Source organism: Polynucleobacter sp. MG-6-Vaara-E2, assembly GCF_018687695.1.
GTDB lineage: Bacteria > Pseudomonadota > Gammaproteobacteria > Burkholderiales > Burkholderiaceae > Polynucleobacter.
The window spans coordinates 442,930-467,124 of record NZ_CP061303.1; the positions used below are offsets into that span (position 1 = coordinate 442,930).

Sequence of the window (24,195 nt, forward strand, 5' to 3'; positions counted from 1 at the left end):
TGTGAAACCGATCCTAAAGTCCCAAAAACTCGATAACGTCTGTTACGACATTCGTGGGCCCGTGCTCGAGCTTGCTCAGCGCATGGAAGAAGAAGGTCACAAAATCATCAAATTAAACATCGGAAACGTAGGGGTTTTCGGTTTCGATCCTCCTGAAGAAATTCAGTTGGACATGATTCGCAATTTGAGCAACGCATCCGCCTATTCTGATTCCAAGGGCATTTTTGCGGCTCGTAAAGCCATCATGCAGTACTGCCAAGAAAAAGGTATCCAAGGAGTAAACCTGGATGACGTTTACACCGGTAACGGTGTCTCTGAACTCATCGTACTTTCAATGAATGCGCTTTTGAATGATGGTGATGAAGTTTTGGTGCCAACACCAGACTATCCGCTTTGGACAGCTGCAGTCAGTTTATCGAGCGGTACACCTGTGCATTACCTCTGTGATGAGTCAAAAGATTGGGCGCCAGATTTAAATGATCTGCGTAAAAAAATTACGCCTCGTACAAAAGCGATTGTGGTGATTAATCCTAACAATCCAACGGGCGCGATTTACTCAAAAGAAGTGTTGCTTGAGCTCACACAAATTGCTCGTGAGCATGGCTTGATTTTGTTTGCTGATGAAATCTACGACAAGATGTTGTATGACGGTGAGAAGCATATTTCGCTTGCCTCCTTATCAAATGATGTGGTCATTATTACTTTTAATGGTTTATCTAAGAACTACCGCTCATGCGGCTACAGAGCTGGCTGGATGGTGGTGTCCGGGGATAAGGAGATGGTGCGCGACTACATCGAGGGCCTCAATATGTTGGCCTCTATGCGTTTGTGTGCAAACGTTCCTGGTCAATACGCGATTCAAACTGCCTTAGGTGGTTATCAAAGCATTAACGATTTGGTTAATGAGGGTGGTCGTTTAGCAAAGCAGCGTGATCTTGCTTGGAAACTCATTACGGATATCCCCGGAGTCAGTTGTGTCAAACCAAAATCTGCTTTGTATTTATTTCCCAAGTTAGACCCAGAGGTTTATCCAATTGAAGATGATCAGCAGTTTGTTGCTGATCTTTTAAAGGAAGAAAAGGTATTGTTAGTGCAGGGCTCTGGTTTTAATTGGGGTCAGCCTGATCACTTCCGCGTAGTGTTCTTACCTCATGAAGATGTTCTGAAAGAGGCAATTGGTCGTCTCGCACGTTTTCTTGAGCGTTATCGTAATAAACACAGCCGTAAGGCTTCTTCAACTGCAGCAAAGGCATCATGAAACCGATTCAAGTAGGTCTATTAGGTATTGGCACTGTTGGTGGTGGCGTATTCACAGTTCTCGAGCGTAACCAAGATGAGATTACTCGTCGCGCAGGACGTGGGATTCGGATTAATACTGTTGCCGATTTAAATGTAGAGCGCGCCAAAGAGCTCGTGAAGGATCGTGCGCAGGTTGTGAATGATGCTCGCGCGGTGATTAATAACCCTGAAATCGATATCGTGGTTGAGCTCATTGGAGGCTACGGTATTGCTAAAGACTTAGTTCTAGAGGCGATTGCAGCGGGTAAGCACGTTGTTACAGCCAATAAGGCATTAATCGCGGTTCACGGTAATGAGATCTTCAAGGCGGCTCATGCCAAAGGTGTCATGGTAGCTTTTGAGGCGGCTGTTGCTGGTGGTATTCCGATTATTAAGGCCTTGCGTGAAGGCTTAACTGCCAACCGTATTGAGTGGATTGCTGGCATCATTAACGGCACAACCAATTTCATTCTCTCTGAGATGCGTGACAAGGGCCTGGACTTTGAAACTGTTCTCAAGGAAGCGCAACGTTTAGGTTACGCTGAAGCAGATCCTACTTTCGATATCGAAGGTGTTGACGCTGCCCATAAAGCAACCATCATGAGTGCGATTGCATTTGGTATTCCAATGCAGTTTGAAAAAGCTCACGTTGAAGGCATTACTAAATTAGCAGCTATTGATATTCGTTATGCAGAGCAATTAGGCTATCGCATTAAGCTGCTTGGCATTGCCAAGAAAACACCAACTGGCGTTGAGTTGCGCGTTCATCCAACCTTGATTCCTACTAAACGTTTAATTGCGAACGTTGAAGGCGCCATGAATGCAGTACAAGTCTTCGGTGATGCAGTAGGTACTACGCTTTACTATGGCAAAGGTGCTGGTTCAGAGCCAACCGCTTCTGCAGTGATCGCTGACTTGGTAGATATCACTCGTTTGTTGAGCGCCGATGCTGAGCACCGCGTTCCCTATTTAGCTTTCCAGCCAGATGCGGTTCAAGATACTCCAGTTTTACCAATTGGTGAGATCACCACGAGCTACTACTTACGTATGCGCGTTGCCGATCAAGCCGGCGTACTAGCTGATATCACCAAGATCTTGGCTTCTCATGGCGTATCGATTGATGCACTCTTGCAAAAAGAGGCTGATGAGGGTGAAAGTCAAACTGACTTAGTTGCCTTGACTCACGAAACCAAAGAGAAGAACATGCTTGCCGCAATTCAAGAGATTCAGAATCTCAAAACAGTTGCTGGCGAAGTAGTGAAGATTCGTTTAGAAAATCTGTCTTAATTAAATTCATGCGTTACCAATCTACTCGTGGCAATAGCCCACAACAATCCTTCTTAGAAATTTTGTTGGGTGGATTGGCGCCTGATGGCGGCTTGTATTTGCCAACGCAATATCCAAAAGTCACCTCTGCTCAGCTTGATTCTTGGCGTAGTTTGTCATATGCCGATCTAGCTTATGAAGTACTCAGTTTGTATTCTGATGACATTCCTGAGGCGGACCTGCGTGCGCTCTTACGTAAGACTTATACCGAGCAAGTCTATTGCAATGGTCGTCCACAAGATAATGCGAGGGACATCACGCCTATACATTGGTTGGGTGAAGAGCATGGTACCCGAATTGGCCTCTTGAGTTTGTCTAATGGCCCAACATTGGCTTTTAAAGATATGGCGATGCAGTTGCTCGGCAACCTCTTTGAATATGCGCTCAAGAAAAAAGGTCAGAACCTCAATATTTTGGGGGCCACTTCTGGTGATACTGGTAGCGCCGCTGAATACGCCATGCGCGGTAAAGAAGGTGTCAGAGTATTTATGCTCTCGCCACGCGGCAAGATGAGCGCATTCCAATCTGCACAGATGTATTCTCTGCAAGATCCGAATATCTTTAATTTGGCGGTGGCTGGTGTTTTCGATGATTGCCAAGATATTGTGAAGGCAGTGAGCAATGATCATGCCTTCAAAGCGAAGAATCAAATTGGTACTGTGAACTCGATTAACTGGGGGCGCGTTGTTGCTCAAGTGGTTTATTACTTCCAAGGTTACTTGCTAGCAACCAAGTCCAGTTCTGAAAAGGTTTCATTCACTGTTCCTTCAGGCAACTTTGGTAACGTCTGCGCTGGCCATATTGCTCGCATGATGGGTTTGCCTATCGAGCATTTGATTGTGGCAACGAATGAGAATGATGTGCTTGATGAGTTCTTCCGCACGGGCGTCTATCGCGCTCGTAAGTCTGCTGAGACCCTACATACTTCAAGTCCTTCCATGGACATTTCTAAAGCCAGTAACTTTGAGCGCTTTGTTTTTGACTTCATGGGTCAAGACGGCAATGCGACTGCTGCGATGTTTAAGCAAGTCGATACAACTGGTGGCTTTGATATCTCCAAAGACGCAGTCTTTAAGGATCTTGGTAAATATGGTTTCCAGTCGGGTCGTAGCACCCATACCAATCGCCTGGATACCATTCGCGATATTGATCAGAAATATGGCGTCATGATTGATACCCATACTGCCGATGGCGTGAAGGTGGCGCGCGAGCATCTGCAGGATGGCATTCCGATGTTGGTACTTGAGACCGCCTTGCCAATTAAGTTTGAAGAGACTATTCAAGAAGCCTTAGGTCGTCCCGCTGAGTGTCCTCCTACATTTAAAGACATTAAATCTAAGCCACAGCGTGTCGACAATATTGATGCGGATGTAAATCAAGTTAAAGATTTCATTACCGCGCACGTTAATTAAACTTCTAATTTAATACCGAAGTAACCATCAAATCGCTATGACTAAGCCACCCATGTTGACTGCGCAGCAGGCTTTAGATCACTTGCTCTCTCATGCAAGACCAGTAAAAGAAAGTGAAAGTATTCCGATGCAAGCAACGCTGGGTCGCGTGCTTGCAGAAAACGTCAATAGTTTGGTGGATGTACCTCCGCTTGACAACACCTCTATGGATGGTTACGCGGTAAGAACTGCGGATACCTCAAGTGCAGGGCACGTACTAAAAGTTGCACAGCGCATTCCTGCGGGCTCTATGGGTACCCAGTTAGAACCTGGTACCGCTGCTCGTATTTTTACAGGTGCCCCAGTGCCACCCGGGGCTGATGCGATTGTGATGCAAGAGGATTGTGCGATCCCAGAAGGTTCTAACGATCAGGTTCAAGTCAATATTGCTCCGACATCAGGTCAATGGATCCGTCGTCGTGGCGAAGATTTAACTGCTGGTAAAACGGCACTCACTGCAGGAACATTTTTACGTCCTCAAGAGTTAGGTGTCGCAGCATCTGCAGGCTTAACGCATCTCAATGTGAAGCGTCGCGTTAAGGTTGCAGCATTCTTTACTGGTGATGAATTAGCGTTACCAGGTGAACCACTCAAACCAGGTGGGATTTACAACTCTAATCGCGATACCTTATTGGCATGCCTCAAGTCTTTGGGTTGCGATGCCACTGATCTGGGCATTGTTCCCGATCGTTTGGACGCTACTCGTGCAGCATTGCGTAAGGCAAGCAAAGACCATGACCTCATTATTACCTCTGGCGGCGTATCGGTTGGCGAGGAAGATCACATTAAGCCAGCGGTAAGCGCTGAGGGTAGATTGGATCTTTGGCAGATTGCAATCAAGCCTGGCAAACCCTTGGCATTTGGCGCGGTTCGAAAATCTGATGAGCCAAAAGATGGTGAGGCTTGGTTTATTGGATTGCCTGGAAATCCAGTTTCGAGCTTTGTTACTTTCTTATTGTTTGTACGCCCGTTTATTTTGAAGCTACAGGGCAGAGAAGAGAAGTTGCCCCAGTCTTATTTCATGCGGGCTGACTTTGACTGGCTGAAAGCGGATCGACGCAATGAATTTTTGCGAGTAAAAACTAATACGCAGGGTGGTCTTGATTTATTCCCTAATCAAAGCTCTGGAGTACTAACTAGTGCCTCATGGGGTGATGGTTTGGTTGACTGCCCACCAGGACAGCCTATTCATAAGGGCGATTTAGTGAAGTACATTCCTTTTGATGCATTGCTCAAATAATCGGTTTACGATTGCCTCATGAAACTTGAATTACGATTCTTTGCCTCTTTGCGTGAAGCTCTAGGAACTTCGCAAGAAAGCATTGATGTGCCGGTATCGGTGAAGACTATTTCTGAGCTCAGGACATTTCTGATTCAAAGGGGCGGGGTCTGGACTCAAGCTTTGGCTGAAGGCAAAGCCCTGCGTTGTGCTCTTAATCAGCACATGGTTGATGCTAATACAGCTTTACTAGAAGGCGCTGAAGTGGCTTTCTTTCCTCCAGTAACCGGAGGCTAAGATGCCAATCCGTATTCAAGAACATGATTTTGACCTCAGCGCTGAGATTACGGCGCTTCGCAAGGGCGATCCAAGAGTGGGTGCAGTAGTGACATTCTTGGGTACCGTGCGGGATATGAATGATGGTAGTCAAGTTAAGGGTATGACGCTTGAGCATTACCCAGGGATGACAGAAAAAGCCTTAGAAGAGATCATCACTCAAGCAAAGTCACGCTGGGATATCTACAACACTCTCGTCATACATCGTGTTGGACCTTTATTGCCAGAGGATCAAATCGTGTTGGTTGCGGTTGCTAGCGCTCATAGAGGTGAAGCGTTTGCTGCTTGTGAATTCATCATGGACTACCTCAAGACTGCAGCCCCTTTCTGGAAAAAAGAAGATACGCCTGAAGGTGCTCGCTGGGTTGATGCCCGTGTGACCGACGATGCCGCTATGGCTCGTTGGAATAATGATTAAGACTTCTAAAGCCTTATTTAAAAAATCCCAATTTCTCTGATCTTGGCAATTGCTTTAATTTTATCTCGGCCTTAGAGGCCTCTGATCTGTCTGGGTGCTCTTGTGTAGCCAAAAGGACAACTGGTCTGCGTGATCTTGTATAGCGGGCACCTTGCCCTGAATTATGGGCTTCCAAACGATGCTCTAAGCGGTTAGTAATGCCAGCGTAATAGCTGCCATCGGAACACTCTAGAAGGTAAACAAGCCAGCTCAAATTAGGTCAGATTAGGGTTAAAAAGGGTTCAGAGAGCCTTGAAATCGGCAATATTGCCCTTATATTCTATAGATAGAAATACGTGGAATACATGAGGCATAAAAATGAGAATAGATAAATTAACTACCAAATTTCAAGAGGCTTTAAGTGAAGCCCAGAGTATCGCTTTAGCTAAAGATAATCAATATATCGAGCCAGCGCATGTTTTGCTAGCAATGTTGCGTGATTCGGATGGTGCTGCCAAGAGTTTGTTAACTCGCGCTGGCGTCAATGTCCCGGGCCTGGAAAAGGGTGTAGAGAAAATCATCAACAACTTGCCCGAAGTGCAAGGCACAAGTGGTGAAGTTCAAGTCGGTCGCGATTTAAGCAATTGGCTGAACTTATGTGAAAAAGAAGCCAATAAGCGTAATGACCAATTTATTGCTGGTGAACTGTTCTTGCTCGTTGTGGCTGATGACAAGGGTGAGTTGGGTAAGGTTGCTCGTGAAAATGGTTTGAATCGTAAATCGTTAGAAGCGGCTATTGATTTAGTGCGCGGAGGGGAATCAGTGAATAGTGCAGATGCTGAAGGTCAACGCGAGGCCTTAAAGAAATATACCGTTGACTTAACAGAGCGTGCCCGTATGGGTAAGTTGGATCCTGTGATTGGTCGTGATGATGAGATTCGTCGCACCATTCAGATCTTGCAACGTCGCGGAAAGAACAATCCCGTGCTCATCGGCGAGCCTGGCGTAGGTAAGACAGCCATTGTTGAAGGCTTAGCTCAGCGTATTGTCAATGGTGAAGTGCCTGAGACTCTGAAAGACAAGCGCGTCTTAGTCTTAGATATGGCATTGCTATTAGCAGGTGCAAAGTACCGCGGGGAATTCGAGGAACGTCTCAAAGCCGTTTTGAGTGATGTGGCAAAAGATGAAGGTCAAACCATCATCTTTATTGATGAGATTCATACCATGGTCGGCGCTGGTAAAGGTGATGGTGCAATGGATGCTGGCAATATGCTCAAGCCTGCTTTAGCTCGGGGTGAATTGCATTGCATTGGTGCAACCACATTAGATGAGTATCGTAAATATATTGAAAAAGATCCTGCGCTAGAGCGTCGCTTCCAAAAAGTGATGGTTGAAGAGCCCAGCGTTGAAGCAACGATTGCAATCTTGCGTGGCTTGCAAGAGCGCTATGAGCTCCATCATGGTATTGAGATTACCGATCCAGCAATTGTGGCAGCGGCCGAGTTGTCCCACCGCTATATCACTGATCGCTTCTTGCCAGATAAGGCAATCGACCTCATTGATGAGGCAGGTTCACGCATCAGAATGGAGATCGACTCCAAGCCTGAGGTGATGGATAAGCTCGACCGTCGTTTAATTCAGCTCAAGATTGAGCGTGAAGCGGTTAAGAAAGAAAAAGACGAAGCCTCTCAGAAGCGTCTGGCATTGATTGAGGATGAGATCAAACGCCTTGGTGCTGAGTATGCTGATCTTGAGGAAATCTGGAAAGCAGAGAAGGGTGCTGTATTAGGGGCCGCTACTGTGAAGGAAGAGATTGAAAAGGTTCGTGCAGAAATTGCCAAGTTACAGCGTGAAGGCAAGCTAGAAAAGGTTGCTGAATTGCAGTACGGCAAGTTGCCTGAGCTCGAAGCTAAGCTCAAATCTGCAACAGCGGCAGAGGCCAAGGGCGATAAAGATGGCGTTGTGAAGAACAAGCTCTTACGTACGCAAGTTGGCGCAGAAGAAATTGCTGAGGTCGTCTCTCGTGCAACTGGTATTCCGGTATCGAAGATGATGCAGGGTGAGCGCGATAAGCTTTTGAAGATGGAAGAGTTGTTGCATAAGCGTGTGGTTGGTCAAGAAGAGGCCATTCGTGCGGTATCTGATGCAATCCGTCGTTCCCGCGCAGGCTTGGCTGAAGAGAATCGTCCTTATGGCTCATTCTTATTCTTAGGTCCTACTGGCGTTGGTAAAACCGAGCTTTGTAAGGCATTGGCTGGCTTCTTATTTGATAGTGAAGATCATTTAATTCGTATCGACATGAGTGAGTTCATGGAAAAGCATAGCGTTGCCCGCCTGATCGGCGCGCCTCCAGGTTATGTTGGTTACGAAGAGGGTGGTTATCTGACTGAGCAAGTGCGTCGTCATCCCTATAGCGTCATCTTGTTTGATGAAATTGAAAAAGCGCATCCAGATGTCTTTAACGTTCTCTTGCAAGTACTTGACGATGGCCGCTTAACAGATGGTCAAGGTCGTACTGTGGACTTTAAGAACACTGTGATTGTGATGACTAGCAATATTGGTTCCCATTTGATTCAGTCCATGGCTGATAAGAAGCAGCCTGAAATCAAAGAGGCTGTTTTTGAAGAGTTGAAGAATCATTTCCGTCCCGAGTTCTTGAACCGGATTGATGAGATTGTGGTTTTCCATGGTTTAGATAAAGGCAATATCGCCAACATTGCGAAAATCTTGCTCAAAAATCTCTCGGATCGTTTGGCCAAGGTCGATATGCAACTTGAGGTGAGTGATGCTGCCCTAAGCAAAATTGCAGAAGTGGGCTTTGATCCGGTATTTGGAGCAAGGCCGCTCAAGCGTGCAATTCAGCAGCATATTGAGAACCCTGTTTCCAAGATGATTTTGGAAGGCAAGTTTGGTCCTAAGGATGTAGTGCCTGTAGACGTGGATAAAAAAGGCGACTTTAGCTTTACTCGTCAGGTCCACTGATATCTCAGTAGTTTTTGCAGGAATGTTCCTGTGCCAGTAAACTCGGTACATGACTGTTGCGCTCAGTAGACGTGCCAGTGATGTCCGGGTTATTGGTCTCATTAGCCTGGCTCACGGCAGCTCCCATTTTTTCCATTTAGTACTTCCTCCCATGTTCCCATGGTTGAAGGATGCATTTGCTTTGTCTTATGCCGAGCTTGGTCTGCTCATGTCGATTTTCTTTGTGGTGTCTTGTGTAGTGCAGGCAGCCTCTGGTTTTTTGGTGGATCGTATCGGAGCTAGGCCAGTACTCTTTGCAGGTGTTGGTTTGCTAGCGCTTGCGGCGTTAACCTACTCCCAGAGTAATGGTTATTTCATGTTGATCGTCGGTGCAGTGATTGCTGGGTGCGGTAATGGCATTTTTCATCCAGTTGACTACACCTTAATTAATCACAAGATCTCACCAGCGAACTTGCCTTACGCATATTCAATGCATGGCGTAACGGGTTATTTGGGTTGGGCTGCAGCACCAGCATTTATGGTCGCTATTGCCGAGCTATCGGATTGGCGCATCGCCTTCCTTTTCGCGGCAGTATTTGAGGCATTAGTGCTACTGATTCTCTGGCTCAATAAGAGTCAGTTGATTGATAACGTTAAAGAACGTCATGAAAACACTCATGCAAATACTCAAGCTTCTCATCCTGGGATTGCACCAGAAAGTACTTTTGCATTTCTAAAACTGCCAGCCGTTTGGCTGTGTTGGATCTTCTTTTTCTTTAGCATGGCATCGACCTCAAGCCTGCAATCTTTTGCACCTAGCGCACTCTTTAGCATTTACGAAGTTCCTCTAACAATAGGCAGCTATTACATTACGCTGCTTGCATTAGGAAGTGCGGGGGGTGTTTTATTTGGAGGTTATTTAGCTGCCAAGTTGCAAGCCCCTGAGCGCATAGTCTCGACATGTTTATCGATTACCGTCGTGATGTGCCTCATGCTCTTTACAGGCCTCATTTCGGTTGACCTCATTCCGATTATTTTCTTTGCCTTAGGTTTTGGCTATGGCGTTGTTGCACCATCGCGAGATTTATTAGTGAAGCAGGCGACTCCAAAAGGAGTAGCAGGACGAGTGTATGGAATTGTCTACTCCGGTATTGATCTCGGTGCAGCCATTGGCCCTTTTATCTTTGGACTTTTCATGGACGCTGGACTACCAAAAGCATTATTCCTTGGCATCGTGCTGTTCCAGTTGATGATTATTCCAACGGTTTTTAGAGTGTCTGCTGACACTCGCCACACCAGCTAAGCTAAAGCTGCCTTAATTTTTTTAGCAAACTCGACAGCGTGAGGATTATCTCCGTGGATACATAGAGTATCTGCTTGTATCTTGATTTCACTGCTATCGATGGCGATGACTATTCCCTCCTTAGCCATGCTCATGACTTGTTTGAGTGCCTCGGATTCATCCTCGATTACTGCGCCCACTTGAGTGCGTGGCACCAGAAATCCTTCTTTGGTGTATTTGCGGTCAGCAAAGACCTCTTGCCATACTGGCACATTCAATTCTTTGGCCGCATCTATTAGGTAACTACCTGCTAAGCCATACAAAATAACATTGCCACCTAAGTCCTTTACCGCTCTTGCAATACCTCTTGCAAGCTTCATATCTTTAGCTGCTTGGTTGTAGAGAGCGCCATGGGGTTTAACGTGATGCAATCTGTTGCCTGCTGCATTGATAAATGCTTGCAGCGCTCCTGCTTGATAAAGAACGTAGTTATAAGCGTCTTGTTCAGAAATGGCCATTTCGCGTCGTCCAAAGCCAACCAAGTCAGGTAAGCCAGGATGTGCGCCAATATGTACTTTCTTTGCAGTGGCAAGCTCAACCAGTTTTTTCATGCGGGCTGGATCGCCAGCATGCCATCCACAAGCAATATTGGTGGAGGTGATGTAGTCAAGCAATAAGGCATCGTTGCCCATGTCCCAGGCGCCGAAGCCTTCACCCATATCGCTATTAATATCCATTACGCATTTCCATTAGGTTGAATCATTGTTTGAATTGAATTAATGGTTGATTCTTGTAACTTTAATGCTTCTGCATTGAGATGATCTGCCTCTTCGAGGGTAATAGGTATTAACTGTATTGCATTACCCGGCTTCACTTGCGCTAATTTAGTCAGGTCAGCATGAATCACTTCAGCAAGACGTGGGTAGCCCCCTGTAGTTTGATGCTCTGCAAGCATGATGATTGGTTCTTGGGAAGGTGGGAACTGAACGGTTCCAAACGTGATGGCCTGCGAAGGGATGTTTGGTAAACCTTTATTGAGCTTAAAGTCACCCTCGAGGCGCACGCCCATGCGATTGCTTTGCTTGCTTACTTTCCAAATCTTAGACCAAAAAAATTCTCGTTCTTTCGCACTGAGAAAGGTGAGGTGCGGTCCCTCCAAACAATGCACAGGAGTAATCGCACTGATGGGCACAAAAGGGGATCGGACATGCCATTTAGGAAAGCATGGCAGCGCATCCTCTCTGAGTAAGTTTTTTAAGAAAGGGGATCGAAGTGGCGCCTTGGGATCTCTTAGTTGCAAAAGATTCCCTTTTTCTAATCGCTTAGGTCCAATGTCTGCGCTGATATGAGAGCCTGCTCTACCAAGAATGGTTGGTAGGTCCAGTCCTCCACCAATGGCGAGCAGCGTACGAAATCCTGGATTTAGTGATGAGAACTTTAAAGTAGCCCCCTTTTTTATCCAGATAGGGCGATTGCCTGGAATGCGTTGTCCATCGACGATGCCTTCACACTCAGCCCCCACCCATGCTACGCATGCTTTTTCATGAAAGAGTAGGCTAGGCCCGCTTGAAGTCATTTCAATCGCAGCGGTATCTAATGAGTTGCCGACTAAAGCATTAGCTAGATGCAGCGAGGATAAATCACAGGCACCACCAGGGCCGACAGCCCAATGCGATAGGCCAGAGCGAGGATCATCTTGGATGCTAGTAAATGTTCCCGACTGCAAGAGTTCAATGCTTCCCTTGTCCTTATCAAAGGATTGAATGATCTTCGAGGGTTGAGATTGTTTATCTATTCTGTGAAATTCATCGAGAGAGATTTCCTCAATCTGCATTTGATCTCCGGCCATAAACAGGCCTGGTGGATTGTGTTCAATATCAAATAAAATATTCGGAGATCTACCAATAATGTTCCAGCCACCTGGGGTAGTGCGTGGATAAATAGCGGTTTGTAACTCAGCGATGGCAACGCTACCTTTAGGGACGGCAGGGCGAGGAGATGCCAGGCGCGGTAAGCGTAGTTTAGGATTGAGTCCACTGAAATATGCGAAGCCTGGCATAAACCCCAAAATATCGACGGTGTACAAACTACTTTTGTGCAAAGTCACTGTCTGTTCGGGGGATAACTTGGAGGCTTTGGCGATTGCCAATAAATCAAGCGCGACATCTGGGTGATAGCAAACTTGAATGCGATGAATCTTATTCGGATACGTTTTACTTTCCCTATGCTCCTCTAATTGCTTGGCTATTTTTTCTAAATCAGCGAAAGCAGTCTGGCGGATCTCATGGGGATTATTTTGTCCATACTGCAATTGGATGACGAGAGAATCCAAGCCAGGAACAATTTCAGCTGCCCATAGGGGCTTATTTGCAAACAGTAGCTTGCTCAGCTCATGAATCTCCTTCAGCGCATCCTTTGATTTTGAGAAATCAATCAGAACACTATGGTCGCCGATTAGTGTGCAATGCATCATGAAAATGGCTTAGGGGTTTTCTCTAATTTGCCCTGCGGGCAGAATATTTGGGTTATAAAGATGCTACTCATTCATTAATTTAAAGCCTAAAAATAAAAGGAGACAAAGTGAGTCAACATACAGATACCAGTCTGACCGGTTTTTATAAGGTCATGAACCCCAAAGAGAAGAAAACCTTTTGGGGTTGCTTCTTAGGTTGGGCCTTGGATGGCATGGACTTCATGATCTATCCCTTAGTCATTGGCACCATTATTGCAGTATGGCAGGTTGATCGAGGAATGGCTGGTCTTGCGGTAACCGGCACGCTGCTGGCTTCTGCTTTTGGTGGTTGGTTTGCAGGCTACTTAGCCGATCGTATTGGCCGTGTACGTACATTGCAATTTACTATTCTGTGGTTCTCAAGCTTTAGCTTGATCTGCGCTTTTACACAAGACTTTAATCAACTGATGATTGCTCGTGCTCTCTTGGGTTTTGGTTTTGGTGGTGAGTGGGCAGCAGGTGCGGTATTGATGGGTGAAACCATTCGCGCTGAATATCGTGGTCGTGCAGTGGGCACCGTGCAATCTGCATGGGCTGTAGGTTGGGGCGCAGCTGTGCTCTTGCAGGCCATTATGTTTAGCTTGTTGCCAGCAGATATGGCGTGGCGTGCAATGTTTGTCGTTGGCTTCTTCCCAGCATTGCTCTTGCTCTATATTCGTCGCCATGTTGATGAGCCAGAAATTGCAAAAGTGGCCCGCGAAAAAGTTGCAGCAGCAGGTGACTCACCATCTATTTTGGAAATCTTCAAGCCCGGTATTTTAAAAACCACGATCTTGGCTTCATTGCTTACCATGGGTGCGCAAGGTGGTTACTACGCAATTACTACTTGGGTGCCTACTTTCTTAAAAGCAGAACGTAAGTTAACTGTAGTGGGTTCTACTGGTTACTTGGCATTTTTGATTGTTGGTAGTTTTGTTGGGTATTTGTTTGGTGCATGGATGGCTGACCGTTTTGGACGTCGTAAGTTGTTTATGACTTTCTCACTCGGTGCAATCGTTTTAGTGCTGGCTTATACCCAATTAGAAATTACGAACGAGATGATGATGTGGCTTGGTTTCCCATTGGGATTCTTTGCCAGCGGCTACTTCTCTGGCATGGGTGCATTTTTGACGGAGTTGTTCCCAACTCGCTTGCGTGGATCTGGCCAAGGCTTTTGCTATAACTTTGGTCGTGGTATTGGCGCATTGTTTCCAGCATTAGTTGGATACTTCTCTGCTCAATATGGCTTGGCAATGGCAATTGCGATCTTTGCTGTGATTGCTTATGGAGTCTTCTTTGTTGCTGCAGTGATCCTCCCAGAAACTCGAGGACGAGAATTACAAGCAAACTGATTGGTATTGCGTGTCAGAAGTAGAAATTCCGTTTTGCCCAGGACCGCCTGAACATCAGAGCGGTCCTTTTCCTTTTAAAGTTCCTCTAGGTGCGGTCGATACCCATGCGCATGTGATTAGTGCCGCAAGCTTTGTACCTAATCGCTCCTATACCTCCCCAGAAGCAACGGAGAATCATTACATTCGCATGCTTGATGAAGTCGGCATGACCTATGGCGTGTTGATACAAGTGAGCGTTAACGGTCAAGACAATGAGCCAATGCTGAAAGTGCTTGAGCGGCACCCACAAAGATTGCGTGGGGTAGCAGTGCCATTGCTGAGCCAGTCAGATGCTTACTATCAAAGAATGAAAGATGCCGGTGTAGTGGGTATTCGCATGAACCTCATGTTCTCAGGGGGCGGTTTAGACATCTCTAAGTTAGAGGAGTGTGATGCCTTGGCGAAAGATTGGGGCTGGCATATCCAATTTTTGCTCGATGCAAATGATTTGCCAACTTTGATGCCGCGAATGCAAAAGTTGCAATCCACATTAGTCATCGATCACATGGGATATCTGCGCACATCTGTTAGCTTGCAGTCACCTGGCTTTCAAGCCTTGCGTGAGCTCGTGCAAGAAAGGGCGTGGGTAAAAGTATCTGGAGCTTATCGATTAACGGATGAACCTCCGCCTTATGAAGATGTAGTTCCTTATGCCAAGGCCTTAATTGCAGCCGCTCCAGATCGATGCATCTGGGGCTCTGATTGGCCACACGTCGCCAATTGGGGAATCATGCCTAGGGTTGCGCAGATGCTGGAAAGCTTGGCTTTGTATGCGCCAGACGAGGTGGCCCGCAATCAAATCCTTTGTGCCAATCCACAGCGCCTATATTTTTCATAATATGAAACGACATTACACTGCGTAAAATGTAGCGCAGCATGTAGTGCTTGGATTGATTGCATGAAATGAATACACATTTCATATTGCAAAATAATACCCCTAAGTAACTGAATTTAATCAGTTAAATAATTTCAAAAAGGATGGGTATTTCACTTGCTCAGATTTTTTAACTCTCTAAACTCTTATATAAGACATAAGACTTAAATTCGTCTTAAAGGTCCTCAAATTTGAAGTACTTGTTTAACTTAGGGAGAGAAACATGGCAGATCGCAAAGCAGAAATCGCAGCACTACAAAAAGACTGGGATACCAATCCACGTTGGAAAGGTATTACTCGTGGCTACACAGCTGAGGATGTAGTACGTCTTCGTGGCTCATTGAAGATTGAGCACACATTGGCTAAGCATGGTGCAGAGCGTCTTTGGGAGTTGGTTAATAACGAAGCCTACGTTAACTGTTTAGGTGCTTTGACTGGTGGTCAAGCAATGCAACAAGTTAAAGCTGGTATCCAAGCAATTTACTTATCCGGCTGGCAAGTTGCTGCTGATGGCAACTCTTATGCAGCAATGTATCCAGATCAATCTTTGTATCCAGTAGATTCAGTACCTAAGATGGTTGAGCGTATTAACAACTCATTCCAGCGTGCTGATGAAATTCAAACTGCCAAAGGAATTAACAAGGGCGATCCTGGTTATATCGAGTACTTTGCTCCAATCGTTGCGGATGCTGAAGCAGGTTTCGGTGGTGTATTGAATGCATTTGAATTGAGTAAAGCATTGATCAAGCAGGGTGCTGCTGGCGTTCACTTCGAAGACCAATTATCTTCCGTGAAGAAGTGCGGTCACTTGGGTGGCAAAGTGTTATTGCCAACCACTGAGTCTGTGCAGAAATTGATCTCTGCCCGTTTGGCTGCTGACGTAATGGGCGTTCCAACGATCATCTTGGCTCGTACTGACGCTGAAGCTGCTGACTTGTTAACTTCTGACTACGATGAGAACGACAAGCCATTCTTGACTGGCGAACGCACTCCAGAAGGCTTCTACAAAACACGCAAAGGCTTGGATCAAGCGATCTCACGTGGTTTGGCATATGCTGCATACGCTGATATGGTTTGGTGTGAGACAGGCACTCCTGATCTTGAGTTTGCTCGTCAATTTGCTGAAGCCATTCGTGCGAAGTTCCCAGGCAAGATGTTGGCTTACAACTGCTCACCTTCTTTCAACTGGAAGAAAAACTTGGATGACGCAACAATTGCGAAGTTCCAACGTGAGTTGGGCGCGATGGGTTACAAATATCAATTTATTACTCTCGCTGGTATCCACTCTATGTGGTACAACATGTACGACTTGGCACAAGACTACTCTAAGCGTGGCATGACTGCTTACGTTGAGAAAGTACAAGAGCCAGAATTTGCTGCGCGTGATCGTGGTTACACCTTCGTTTCACATCAGCAAGAAGTTGGTACAGGCTACTTTGATGATGTAACAACCGTAATCCAAGGTGGTAAGTCTTCTGTTACTGCATTGACCGGTTCTACTGAAGAAGAGCAGTTCCACTAAGAATCCCTAAGTAGTCTTGTAGTAGCAGTAGCACCATTACTGCCGCGGCATCTAAATTACCCCACAAGGGTGACTTAGATGCCGTTTTCGTATACATTCTTCACATGACAAATTGCGTACTCTGCAAAGAAGATCTCAAGGCCGAAGAGGGTGAACTCATTTGGCGCGGGGATTACTGTCGCGTCATCTTGGTAAATGATCCCGATCTTCCTGGATTTTGCCGTGTCATCTGGAACCTGCATGTTTCAGAGATGTCTGATCTGACTTATGGCGAGCGAGATCACATCCTATCTCTCGTATTTGCGGTTGAAGAAGCCATTCGTCAGGTGATGGATCCGGATAAGATCAATTTGGCTGCACTTGGCAATATGGTTCCCCATATTCATTGGCACGTCATCCCACGATTTAAAGATGATGCTTTCTTTCCAGGGTCGGCATGGTCTGCAAGAACCCAAGAGACCTCTAAATCCGTTTTAGAGGCAAGAGGAACTCTTGCTAAAGAGCTCCCTACAGCAATTCGGGCTGCCATTTCTCAAATGCATTAAATTAGTAGAAATTCAGCAAAAAGCTGAAAAGCAGTGCTAATAATAAAAAATAGATGGAGACAGGTAGTGATAGATAAGATCATTCCTAGCGTGGCGAGTGCCGTGCAGGACATTGGTGATAGCTCAACCATTTTGGTTTCTGGTTTTGGTGGTGCAGGCCTACCCATTTACTTATTAGACGCACTTGCTGAGCAGGGCGCAAAGAACCTCACCATCATTAGTAATAATGCTGGCAATTCAGGCATTGGTATTGCTAAATTGATTGGAAATGGCCAAGTTAAAAAAGTAGTGTGTTCGTTTCCGCGTCAACCAGAGTCTGGCGCATTTGATGACCTGTATCGTGCTGGCAAGATTGAATTAGAGTTGGTGCCACAAGGCACCCTTGCAGAACGTATTCGTGCGGGTGGGGCAGGTATTGGCGGCTTCTATACACCTACTGGTTATGGAACTGAATTAGCTATCGGCAAAGACACACGCGTGATTGATGGCGTCAATCATATTTTTGAAACTGCAATAAAAACAGATTACGCTTTGATTAAGGCAAACAAAGGTGATCGCTGGGGTAATCTTACCTATCACCGTACTGGCCGCAACTTTGGTCCGGTTATGGCTACTGCAGCCCGTTGTACGATTGCTCAAGTCAATCAAGTTGTAGAGCTGGGAGCCTTGGATCCAGAAACGATTGTGACGCCTGGCATTTTCGTAAAACGCGTGGTGCTTGTTGGAGGTAAATCATGATTGATCTCTCTAAAGTCCAAAAGCGCACTACTGCTGATATCGCCAAGCGCATTGTGCAAGATATTCCGGATGGCGCTCATGTGAACTTGGGTATTGGTCAGCCTATGACGATCTGCAATTATTTACCTGCAGATAAAGAGATCTTGATGCATTCCGAAAATGGTTTACTGGGTATGGGTCCATTAGCCAAAGAGCATGAGATCGATGAAGAATTGGTCAATGCAGGAAAGCAACCCGTAACCATGTTGCCAGGTGCTTCACTCTGTCACCATGCTGATTCTTTCGTGATGATTCGAGGTGGGCATATTGATATTTGTGTCTTGGGAGCCTTCCAGGTTTCCGTTAAAGGCGATATTGCTAACTGGCGCACAGGTGATCCTAAAGCCATTCCTGCAGTTGGTGGCGCCATGGATCTTGCCTTGGGTGCTAAGAAGCTCTTCGTGATGATGGAGCATCTTACTAAGTCCGGAGAATCGAAGTTTGTCATGGAATGCACTTATCCACTCACTGCTCTAGAAGCGGTTGATTGTATTTATACAGACTTAGCAACGATTGCCGTTACGCCTGAGGGTTTGGTCGCGATTGATTGGGTAGATGGTCTGAGTTTTGAAGAGTTACAAGAACTTAGTGGTGTGCCGATGCGCAAATTAGGTAAATAAAATTGCGCACTAAATTTTTCCTCGTACTCCTATTGTGTTCATTTAGTATTGGCTCAAGCTTTGCCGATACGAAGACTGCCTACCCCAATAAACCGATTCATTTAATCGTGGGCTTTTCTCCAGGTGGCTCTGCGGATACGGTAGGGCGCGCTTTAGCAGAAGGTTTGTCTACTCGGTTAGGCCAACCAGTCATTGTTGAGAACAAAGCAGGCGCTAATGGCAATATTGCAGCTGAGTTAGTGGCGCGTTCAGCTTCAGATGGATACACCTTGTATTTCCCATCGATTGGCCATGCAGTCAATGCATCACTATATAAAAATCTGCCATACGATCCGATTAAAGATTTCACTGCTGTAGGCAGTGTGTTTTCAGCACCCAATATCTTAGTAGTGCCCGTCAATTCACCTTATAAGTCTGTTCCTGAATTGATTGCTGCAGCAAAGGCTAATCCAGGCAAGCTCACTTTTGCTTCTAGTGGCAGTGGTACTTCCGTGCATCTGTCCGCGGTGCTCTTTGAGAAGATGGCTAAGATTGACATGATTCATATTCCTTACAAAGGCACTGGTAGCGCAATGCCAGATGTGATTTCTGGTCAAGTCGATATGAGTTTCCCCAACTTACCGAGTGGCTGGCCGCAAGTGAAAGCCGGCAACTTAAGAGCTTTGGGTGTAACAACGGCAAAGCGCTCTGCCGCGGCCCCCAGTGTTCCAACCATTGCGGAATCTGGCTTGCCCGGTTATGACATGGCCACTTGGTACGGCGTTGTAGCGCCTGCAAACTTACCGATAGATATTCGTAACCGCTTAAATAAAGAATTACAAAGCATTTTGGCTGATCCTAAATTTAAAGATAAGCTGATCGCACAAGGTGCTGATCCAATGCCAGGAACACCCGAACAATTTTCGGCATTAATTAAGAGCGAAACCGAAAAGTGGCGCAAGTTGATTGCACAGTCAAATATCACTGTTGATTAAATATTTGTTGAAGAATTGAGTATTTCAAAAATTTCAAAGGAAGATTCATGTCATTTGCATCTAATGCCTGTATTGCAGGAATATATGAGCATCCATTAAGGGTGGCACCTGATCACACGGTTGCGCAGTTACATGCTGAAGTTGCTCGCGGTGCTTTGTTGGATGCTGGACTGACACTGGATGATGTCGATGGCTATTTCTGTGCGGGTGATGCTCCTGGCATGGGCCCTGTATCGATGGCAGATTACCTGGGATTGAAAAAACTCAAGTATCTTGATTCTACGGATACAGGCGGCTCCTCCTACCTAAGCCATGTAAACCATGCTGCACGTGCAATTGCGACAGGTCAATGCAAGGTAGCATTGATTACTTTGGCTGGGCGCCCAAAATCTGAAGGCTCTAGTGGAACGCAAGTGCGCAGCCAGTGGGCTAGCGCCCCTGACTTTGCATTTGAGAAACCGTATTCTCCAGCACCTTTAAATACCTACGCAATGTGTGCCATGCGTCACATGTATGAGTTTGGCACTACTAGCGAGCAGCTCGCTTGGATTAAGGTGGCCGCGTCACATCATGCGCAACATAATCCAAACGCTGCCCTCAAAGATGTTTTGACTGTCGAAGATGTTCTGAACTCACCAATGATTGCTGATCCATTGCATCGTGCAGATTGCTGTGTGGTGACTGATAGTGGCGGTGCACTAGTAGTGGTGCATCCTGATATTGCAAAGACTTTGAACAAGCCAGTTGTGACGATGATGGGCGCAGGTGAAACCACTAAAGGGCAGATGGGTGGCAAGGTGGATCTGACTTATTCAGGATTGGCTTGGTCCGCACCATTAGCGTTTAAAGAAGCAAAGCTCACGCCTGAGCAAATTCGGTATGCCTCGATTTATGACAGCTTTACGATCACCGTATTAATTCAGTTAGAGGATCTTGGCTTCTGCAAGAAGGGTGAAGGCGGTAAGTTTGTAGAAGGCGGTCAATTGATTTCAGGCAAAGGTAAATTGGCCTTTAATACGGATGGCGGAGGCTTGTGTAATAACCATCCTGCCAATCGCGGTGGTATGACTAAAGTCATTGAGGCAGTAAGGCAGTTGCGTGGTGAAGCCCATCCCGCGGTCCAAGTACCTAATCTCGAGTTTGCACTGGCCTCAGGTATTGGTGGCGCGCTTGGCACTCGTCATGGCGCAGCGGTATTAATTTTAGGGAGACTGTAATGACCAAATTAAATCAAGAGCATCGTTTGCCGAGCCCCATTGCTAATCCCGAAAACAAAGCCTTCTTAGAAGCTGCACAACATAACCAGTTGGTTTTAAAGCATTGCAACGCTTGTCATCAGGCTCATTACTACCCACGTACGATATGCCCACATTGCGGCAGTAACGATACAACTTGGGTTAACTCTGATGGTCTGGGAGAGATTTATTCCTATACCGTGATGAGGCGTGGCGTGGAAGTGCCTTTTGCGATGGCGTATGTTCGCTTAAATGAAGGTATCTCCATACTCACTCATCTGACAAATTGTGATTTTGATGCAATTCGTGTTGGACAAAAAGTAAAAGTAGTCTTTCAGGAAACACAAGATGGGCAAAAAACCCATCTCTTTGAGCCCGCCTAGTAGGTAACTTCCTAAACTAGTTTTCTAAGGGCCTCGAGATAGTTCTCGGGGCTCAATGGCTTGCCTTCACGTTGCGCTTCCCACATCACCTGGCCTAGGCATTCCATCATGAGGTGTTGGGCCTCATGTTCAGAGCCTAATTTCTGACTGAGTTTTTCTGCTATCTCTTTGATGCCAGGTGGTTGATTGATCGAGATCTGCTCGCTAATCGAGAGGTGCATCGATAAGTGCAAGAACGGATTGGTCTCGCCACGCTCTGGCGTATAGTTCTGCTCTAGTGCGCCCTCAGGATCGGCAAGTAGCGAATGATATTCAGGGTGCTTAGCCATCCAATCGCTAGCAAGCGTTTCCATTGGATCCAGAATGTGATTTTCAGTCTTCTTTTTCCAGGTGTCGCAGAAAAAACGTCGTACTTCTTCACGGGTTGGATTAAATATCGCCACGAACTTTTCCTTTACCAGTTTTTTGTTTAAATCCACAAAGTGGCTCTACAACACATTGAGCGCACTCAGGGTTGCGTGCCTTGCAAGTGTATCTGCCATGAAGAATGAGCCAATGATGCGCGTCTAAAAGAAATTCCTTGGGCACTCGTTTTAATAATTGCTGCTCTACCTTGAGAACGTCTTTGCCAGGTGCTAGCCCAGTGCGATTAGAAACGCGAAAGATATGGGTATCTACTGCAATCGTCGGTTGGCCAAAGGCGGTATTGAGAATGACGTTGGCTGTTTTTCTGCCAACCCCAGGTAGCGCTTCAAGTTCCTCGCGTGTTTCAGGTACTTTGCCACCATGTTTTTCCAGGAGGAGTCGGCAGGTTTCTTGAATATGCTTGCCTTTGGAATTAAATAAACCAATGTGTTGAATATAGGGGCGTACGCCTTTTTCGCCAAGATCTAAAAGCGCTTGAGGAGTATTGGCAATCTTAAATAGTTTCTTTGTTCCCTTATTGACCGATACATCGGTAGCTTGGGCTGATAGTAGTACAGCAATTAAGAGTTCAAAAGGCGAGCTGTATTCCAGCTCGGTAGTGGGTTTTGGGTTATTGGCTTTAAGTTGCTCAAAAAAAGCGCGACGTTTTTCGGGGTTCATCATTTCTGTTGCTGAGCCCTGGCAATCGCAGCAGCAATGATGGCACGTTTACGCTCTTTTTCTTTTTCCTCTTCTGCTGAAGTGGGGTACTCTGCGTTGACCGCTGCCAATTTAGCTTCTGCTTTTTTAGCTAAGCGTTCATCATTATCTTTTTGCTCACGCTCTAGGCGTTGCTCCCGATCGTGATAACGCTTGCGTGATATATCAGCTAGTTCTTGAGACCAAGCATCCCAACCAGTTTTACGATCAGTCACATCAATCATGCTGATGCAATCAACTGGACATGGCGGAATACAGAGATCACAACCCGTACACCATTCGGTAAGTACGACGTGCATTTGTTTGGATGCACCAACAATGGCATCAACTGGACATGCCTGAATACAAAGAGTGCAGCCAATACATTTTTGCGGATCAATGAAAGCGACAGGCCTTGGACGCTCTACTCCACAATCGGGATCGATGGTGGGGTGCAGATCAAATGCGTCTTGTGGGTAAATGGGTGTTAAAACTTGACTCAGTCTTTTAATGCCCTCGATACCGCCTGGCGGGCAGCGGTTTGGCAAAGCCTCGCCACTCGCCAGAGCTTCTGCATAGCCTCTGCAATCGGGGTAACCACATTTTGTACATTGGGTTTGAGGAAGAAGATCCTCGAGGCGATTCGCAAGTTCATTCGCCTGTTGAGTATTCATTGCTTTGAGAAGTCTAAAAAAGTGAGGGCTCATGCCCCCACTGATTTGTTCCTAGTTAGAGCCTTCTAATTTAGGAGGTCTCGCTTTGGTCTTTTTGTGTACACCTTGATGTTCACGAATAAAGGACTTGATCTTTGGATAGACCTTGTCGCGCCAACGACGGCCAGCGAAGATGCCATAGTGACCTGCACCTGCGACTTCGTAATGATCCTTGTTCTCTTTTGCAATGCCTGAGCATAGACCGTGTGCCGCACGAGTTTGACCGCTTCCAGAGATGTCATCTAACTCACCTTCAACAGTGAGGAGGGCGGTTTGTTCAATATCTTGGGGCTTTACTAATTTGCCAGCAACTTCCCAGGTGCCATTAGGCAATGAATAGTCTTGGAACACAGTCTTAATCGAATCCAAGTAAAACTTGGCATCTAAATCGAGTACCGCGTTGTACTCATCATAAAAGCGAATATGAGACTCCGCATCTTGTTCATCACCTTTTACTAAGTTCTGGAAGAAGTCCCAATGAGATTGCAGGTGAGTTTGTGGATTCATGGCAATAAAGCCAGTGTGCTGCAAGAAACCAGGATAAACCCGACGACCTGCGCCTAGATACGATGGCGGCACTTTGTAAATCACGTGACTCTCAAACCACTCGTAAGATTTTTGCTCTGCTAAGTTATTGACGGCAGTTGGTGATTTGCGAGCATCAATTGGGCCACCCATCATGATCATTGATGCAGGAGTGGCTTCGCCAGCACTAGCCATCAAAGAAATAGCACCTAAGGTTGGAACGGTAGGTTGGCATACGGAGATGACATGTAAATTTTCAGCACCAATCGAGCGAATAAATTCTTGAACGTAGTGAACATAGTCATCAAGGCCAAATTCACCTTCGCTCACTGGTACGTTGCGAGCATCAACCCAGTCGGTAATGTAAACCTTGTGATCTTGCAATAAAGTGCGCACTGTATCGCGCAACAAGGTCGAGTGATGGCCAGACAAAGGTGCTACTACCAACACTGAAGGATCCTCTTTGAGAGCTTTGATGGTTTCTACATCATCTGAGAAGCGTTTAAAGCGAATTAAATTGCAAAATGGCTTGGAGATTTTGGTGATCTCATGAATCGCTACTTCATGACCATGTGCCATGACCGAGCGGATACCAAATTCTGGTTTTTTGTAGTCCTTACCTAAGCGATAGAGGAGTTCATAGCTAGCAGCTAAACGCTGAGATCCTGGAACCTTGGATGCCGGATTAGCGGCATTAATGAAAGCTTCAGAGGCAGCATGTGCCCAAGAGCTTATTGGCTGAAGTAAGGCTTTTTGGAATTCGTGTAACTGATAAAGCATGACACCTCCTG

The 24,195-nt window shown here is 46.1% G+C and carries 24 protein-coding genes; 17 read left to right on the forward strand and 7 right to left on the reverse strand.

What is annotated here, in order from left to right; genetic code table 11:
- The first annotated feature begins 1 nt into the window (after window position 1).
- The 6 genes from ICV38_RS02385 to moaE are packed head-to-tail and all read left to right on the forward strand — an operon-like array spanning window position 2 to window position 6,028.
- Window positions 2-1,258, forward strand: a complete 1,257-nt coding sequence (locus tag ICV38_RS02385; RefSeq protein WP_215382162.1) for a pyridoxal phosphate-dependent aminotransferase — start codon at window positions 2-4, stop codon at window positions 1,256-1,258.
- Window positions 1,255-2,565: a homoserine dehydrogenase gene (locus tag ICV38_RS02390; RefSeq protein ID WP_215382163.1), complete on the forward strand. Its 1,311-nt coding sequence runs from the start codon at window positions 1,255-1,257 to the stop codon at window positions 2,563-2,565. The genes ICV38_RS02385 and ICV38_RS02390 overlap by 4 nt, the downstream gene beginning before the upstream one ends.
- Window positions 2,566-2,573: 8 nt before the next feature.
- Window positions 2,574-4,016, forward strand: coding sequence for a threonine synthase (thrC, locus tag ICV38_RS02395; protein WP_215382164.1), 1,443 nt, complete (start codon window positions 2,574-2,576; stop codon window positions 4,014-4,016).
- A 52-nt stretch (window positions 4,017-4,068) separates the two neighbouring features.
- A complete protein-coding gene (gene glp / locus ICV38_RS02400; RefSeq protein WP_215382690.1) occupies window positions 4,069-5,295 on the forward strand; it encodes a gephyrin-like molybdotransferase Glp in 1,227 nt (408 codons plus the stop codon).
- An 18-nt stretch (window positions 5,296-5,313) separates the two neighbouring features.
- Window positions 5,314-5,571, forward strand: a complete 258-nt coding sequence (moaD, locus tag ICV38_RS02405; protein ID WP_215382165.1) for a molybdopterin converting factor subunit 1 — start codon at window positions 5,314-5,316, stop codon at window positions 5,569-5,571.
- A gap of 1 nt (window position 5,572) precedes the next feature.
- A complete protein-coding gene (gene moaE / locus ICV38_RS02410) occupies window positions 5,573-6,028 on the forward strand; it encodes a molybdopterin synthase catalytic subunit MoaE (RefSeq protein ID WP_215382166.1) in 456 nt (151 codons plus the stop codon).
- A gap of 13 nt (window positions 6,029-6,041) precedes the next feature.
- On the opposite strand, the gene ICV38_RS02415 is transcribed toward moaE, so the two are convergent.
- Entirely contained in the window at window positions 6,042-6,281 is a 240-nt protein-coding gene (locus ICV38_RS02415; RefSeq protein WP_215382167.1) for a GIY-YIG nuclease family protein, read from the reverse strand.
- A gap of 104 nt (window positions 6,282-6,385) precedes the next feature.
- Between ICV38_RS02415 and clpB the strand changes: the two genes are divergently transcribed.
- Together clpB and ICV38_RS02425 are read left to right on the forward strand one after the other, a co-directional pair.
- Complete coding sequence (clpB, locus tag ICV38_RS02420; RefSeq protein ID WP_215382168.1) at window positions 6,386-8,989, forward strand: ATP-dependent chaperone ClpB; 2,604 nt, start codon at window positions 6,386-6,388, stop codon at window positions 8,987-8,989.
- A 49-nt stretch (window positions 8,990-9,038) separates the two neighbouring features.
- Entirely contained in the window at window positions 9,039-10,271 is a 1,233-nt protein-coding gene (locus tag ICV38_RS02425) for an MFS transporter (protein ID WP_215382169.1), read from the forward strand.
- Here the strand turns inward: ICV38_RS02425 and ICV38_RS02430 are convergent.
- Window positions 10,268-10,987, reverse strand: coding sequence for a 5-oxoprolinase subunit PxpA (locus tag ICV38_RS02430; protein WP_215382170.1), 720 nt, complete (start codon window positions 10,985-10,987; stop codon window positions 10,268-10,270). The genes ICV38_RS02425 and ICV38_RS02430 overlap by 4 nt on opposite strands.
- A complete protein-coding gene (locus ICV38_RS02435) occupies window positions 10,987-12,723 on the reverse strand; it encodes a 5-oxoprolinase/urea amidolyase family protein (RefSeq protein WP_215382171.1) in 1,737 nt (578 codons plus the stop codon). The genes ICV38_RS02430 and ICV38_RS02435 overlap by 1 nt, the downstream gene beginning before the upstream one ends.
- A gap of 152 nt (window positions 12,724-12,875) precedes the next feature.
- Here ICV38_RS02435 and ICV38_RS02440 point away from each other — a divergent pair, with 152 nt between their 5' ends.
- From ICV38_RS02440 to ICV38_RS02480, 9 genes are all read left to right on the forward strand, one after another.
- Window positions 12,876-14,093 carry an MFS transporter gene (locus tag ICV38_RS02440; RefSeq protein WP_215382691.1) on the forward strand — a complete coding sequence of 406 codons (1,218 nt, stop codon included), beginning with the start codon at window positions 12,876-12,878 and terminating at the stop codon, window positions 14,091-14,093.
- Between the two features lie 10 nt (window positions 14,094-14,103).
- Window positions 14,104-14,970, forward strand: coding sequence for an amidohydrolase (locus ICV38_RS02445; RefSeq protein ID WP_251368189.1), 867 nt, complete (start codon window positions 14,104-14,106; stop codon window positions 14,968-14,970).
- A gap of 259 nt (window positions 14,971-15,229) precedes the next feature.
- The gene (gene aceA, locus ICV38_RS02450) at window positions 15,230-16,528 is read left to right on the forward strand and encodes an isocitrate lyase (RefSeq protein WP_068948029.1); all 1,299 of its coding nucleotides are present in this window, start codon (window positions 15,230-15,232) and stop codon (window positions 16,526-16,528) included.
- Window positions 16,529-16,632: 104 nt separating this feature from the next.
- Window positions 16,633-17,073: an HIT family protein gene (locus ICV38_RS02455; protein ID WP_215382172.1), complete on the forward strand. Its 441-nt coding sequence runs from the start codon at window positions 16,633-16,635 to the stop codon at window positions 17,071-17,073.
- A gap of 66 nt (window positions 17,074-17,139) precedes the next feature.
- The gene (locus ICV38_RS02460) at window positions 17,140-17,811 is read left to right on the forward strand and encodes a 3-oxoacid CoA-transferase subunit A (protein WP_215382173.1); all 672 of its coding nucleotides are present in this window, start codon (window positions 17,140-17,142) and stop codon (window positions 17,809-17,811) included.
- Entirely contained in the window at window positions 17,808-18,470 is a 663-nt protein-coding gene (locus ICV38_RS02465) for a 3-oxoacid CoA-transferase subunit B (protein WP_215382174.1), read from the forward strand. Before ICV38_RS02460 ends, ICV38_RS02465 begins: the two co-directional genes overlap by 4 nt.
- Window positions 18,471-18,472: 2 nt before the next feature.
- A complete protein-coding gene (locus tag ICV38_RS02470) occupies window positions 18,473-19,444 on the forward strand; it encodes a tripartite tricarboxylate transporter substrate binding protein (RefSeq protein WP_215382175.1) in 972 nt (323 codons plus the stop codon).
- Between the two features lie 47 nt (window positions 19,445-19,491).
- On the forward strand, window positions 19,492-20,661 hold the full coding sequence (locus ICV38_RS02475) for a thiolase domain-containing protein (protein ID WP_215382176.1): 1,170 nt from the start codon (window positions 19,492-19,494) through the stop codon (window positions 20,659-20,661).
- Window positions 20,661-21,062: a Zn-ribbon domain-containing OB-fold protein gene (locus ICV38_RS02480; RefSeq protein WP_215382177.1), complete on the forward strand. Its 402-nt coding sequence runs from the start codon at window positions 20,661-20,663 to the stop codon at window positions 21,060-21,062. The genes ICV38_RS02475 and ICV38_RS02480 overlap by 1 nt, the downstream gene beginning before the upstream one ends.
- An 11-nt stretch (window positions 21,063-21,073) precedes the next feature.
- On the opposite strand, the gene ICV38_RS02485 is transcribed toward ICV38_RS02480, so the two are convergent.
- Genes ICV38_RS02485 through ICV38_RS02500 form a run of 4 tightly spaced genes read right to left on the reverse strand, consistent with a single transcriptional unit; the run spans window position 21,074 to window position 24,184 of the window.
- Window positions 21,074-21,499 (reverse strand): DUF1841 family protein, encoded by a 426-nt coding sequence (locus ICV38_RS02485; RefSeq protein ID WP_215382694.1) that lies wholly within the window; start codon window positions 21,497-21,499, stop codon window positions 21,074-21,076.
- The gene (gene nth, locus ICV38_RS02490) at window positions 21,492-22,148 is read right to left on the reverse strand and encodes an endonuclease III (RefSeq protein WP_215382693.1); all 657 of its coding nucleotides are present in this window, start codon (window positions 22,146-22,148) and stop codon (window positions 21,492-21,494) included. The genes ICV38_RS02485 and nth overlap by 8 nt, the downstream gene beginning before the upstream one ends.
- On the reverse strand, window positions 22,148-22,840 hold the full coding sequence (gene rsxB / locus ICV38_RS02495) for an electron transport complex subunit RsxB (protein WP_215382178.1): 693 nt from the start codon (window positions 22,838-22,840) through the stop codon (window positions 22,148-22,150). Before rsxB ends, nth begins: the two co-directional genes overlap by 1 nt.
- A 51-nt stretch (window positions 22,841-22,891) precedes the next feature.
- Entirely contained in the window at window positions 22,892-24,184 is a 1,293-nt protein-coding gene (locus tag ICV38_RS02500; RefSeq protein ID WP_215382179.1) for a polyhydroxyalkanoate depolymerase, read from the reverse strand.
- Between the last annotated feature and the right edge of the window lie 11 nt (window positions 24,185-24,195).

What these genes read in the sequence shown, in the direction of transcription:
- ICV38_RS02475 (WP_215382176.1), top strand. Translation starts at nt 19,492, where the DNA reads ATGTCATTTGCATCTAATGCCTGTATTGCAGGAATATATGAGCATCCA.
- ICV38_RS02465 (WP_215382174.1), top strand. Translation starts at nt 17,808, where the DNA reads ATGATTGATCTCTCTAAAGTCCAAAAGCGCACTACTGCTGATATCGCC.
- ICV38_RS02500 (WP_215382179.1), bottom strand. Translation starts at nt 24,184, where the DNA reads ATGCTTTATCAGTTACACGAATTCCAAAAAGCCTTACTTCAGCCAATA.
- ICV38_RS02430 (WP_215382170.1), bottom strand. Translation starts at nt 10,987, where the DNA reads ATGGATATTAATAGCGATATGGGTGAAGGCTTCGGCGCCTGGGACATG.
- nth (WP_215382693.1), bottom strand. Translation starts at nt 22,148, where the DNA reads ATGAACCCCGAAAAACGTCGCGCTTTTTTTGAGCAACTTAAAGCCAAT.
- thrC (WP_215382164.1), top strand. Translation starts at nt 2,574, where the DNA reads ATGCGTTACCAATCTACTCGTGGCAATAGCCCACAACAATCCTTCTTA.
- moaE (WP_215382166.1), top strand. Translation starts at nt 5,573, where the DNA reads ATGCCAATCCGTATTCAAGAACATGATTTTGACCTCAGCGCTGAGATT.
- ICV38_RS02390 (WP_215382163.1), top strand. Translation starts at nt 1,255, where the DNA reads ATGAAACCGATTCAAGTAGGTCTATTAGGTATTGGCACTGTTGGTGGT.
- aceA (WP_068948029.1), top strand. Translation starts at nt 15,230, where the DNA reads ATGGCAGATCGCAAAGCAGAAATCGCAGCACTACAAAAAGACTGGGAT.
- moaD (WP_215382165.1), top strand. Translation starts at nt 5,314, where the DNA reads ATGAAACTTGAATTACGATTCTTTGCCTCTTTGCGTGAAGCTCTAGGA.
- ICV38_RS02480 (WP_215382177.1), top strand. Translation starts at nt 20,661, where the DNA reads ATGACCAAATTAAATCAAGAGCATCGTTTGCCGAGCCCCATTGCTAAT.
- rsxB (WP_215382178.1), bottom strand. Translation starts at nt 22,840, where the DNA reads ATGAATACTCAACAGGCGAATGAACTTGCGAATCGCCTCGAGGATCTT.
- glp (WP_215382690.1), top strand. Translation starts at nt 4,069, where the DNA reads ATGTTGACTGCGCAGCAGGCTTTAGATCACTTGCTCTCTCATGCAAGA.
- ICV38_RS02440 (WP_215382691.1), top strand. Translation starts at nt 12,876, where the DNA reads ATGAACCCCAAAGAGAAGAAAACCTTTTGGGGTTGCTTCTTAGGTTGG.
- ICV38_RS02435 (WP_215382171.1), bottom strand. Translation starts at nt 12,723, where the DNA reads ATGATGCATTGCACACTAATCGGCGACCATAGTGTTCTGATTGATTTC.
- ICV38_RS02425 (WP_215382169.1), top strand. Translation starts at nt 9,039, where the DNA reads ATGACTGTTGCGCTCAGTAGACGTGCCAGTGATGTCCGGGTTATTGGT.
- clpB (WP_215382168.1), top strand. Translation starts at nt 6,386, where the DNA reads ATGAGAATAGATAAATTAACTACCAAATTTCAAGAGGCTTTAAGTGAA.
- ICV38_RS02455 (WP_215382172.1), top strand. Translation starts at nt 16,633, where the DNA reads ATGACAAATTGCGTACTCTGCAAAGAAGATCTCAAGGCCGAAGAGGGT.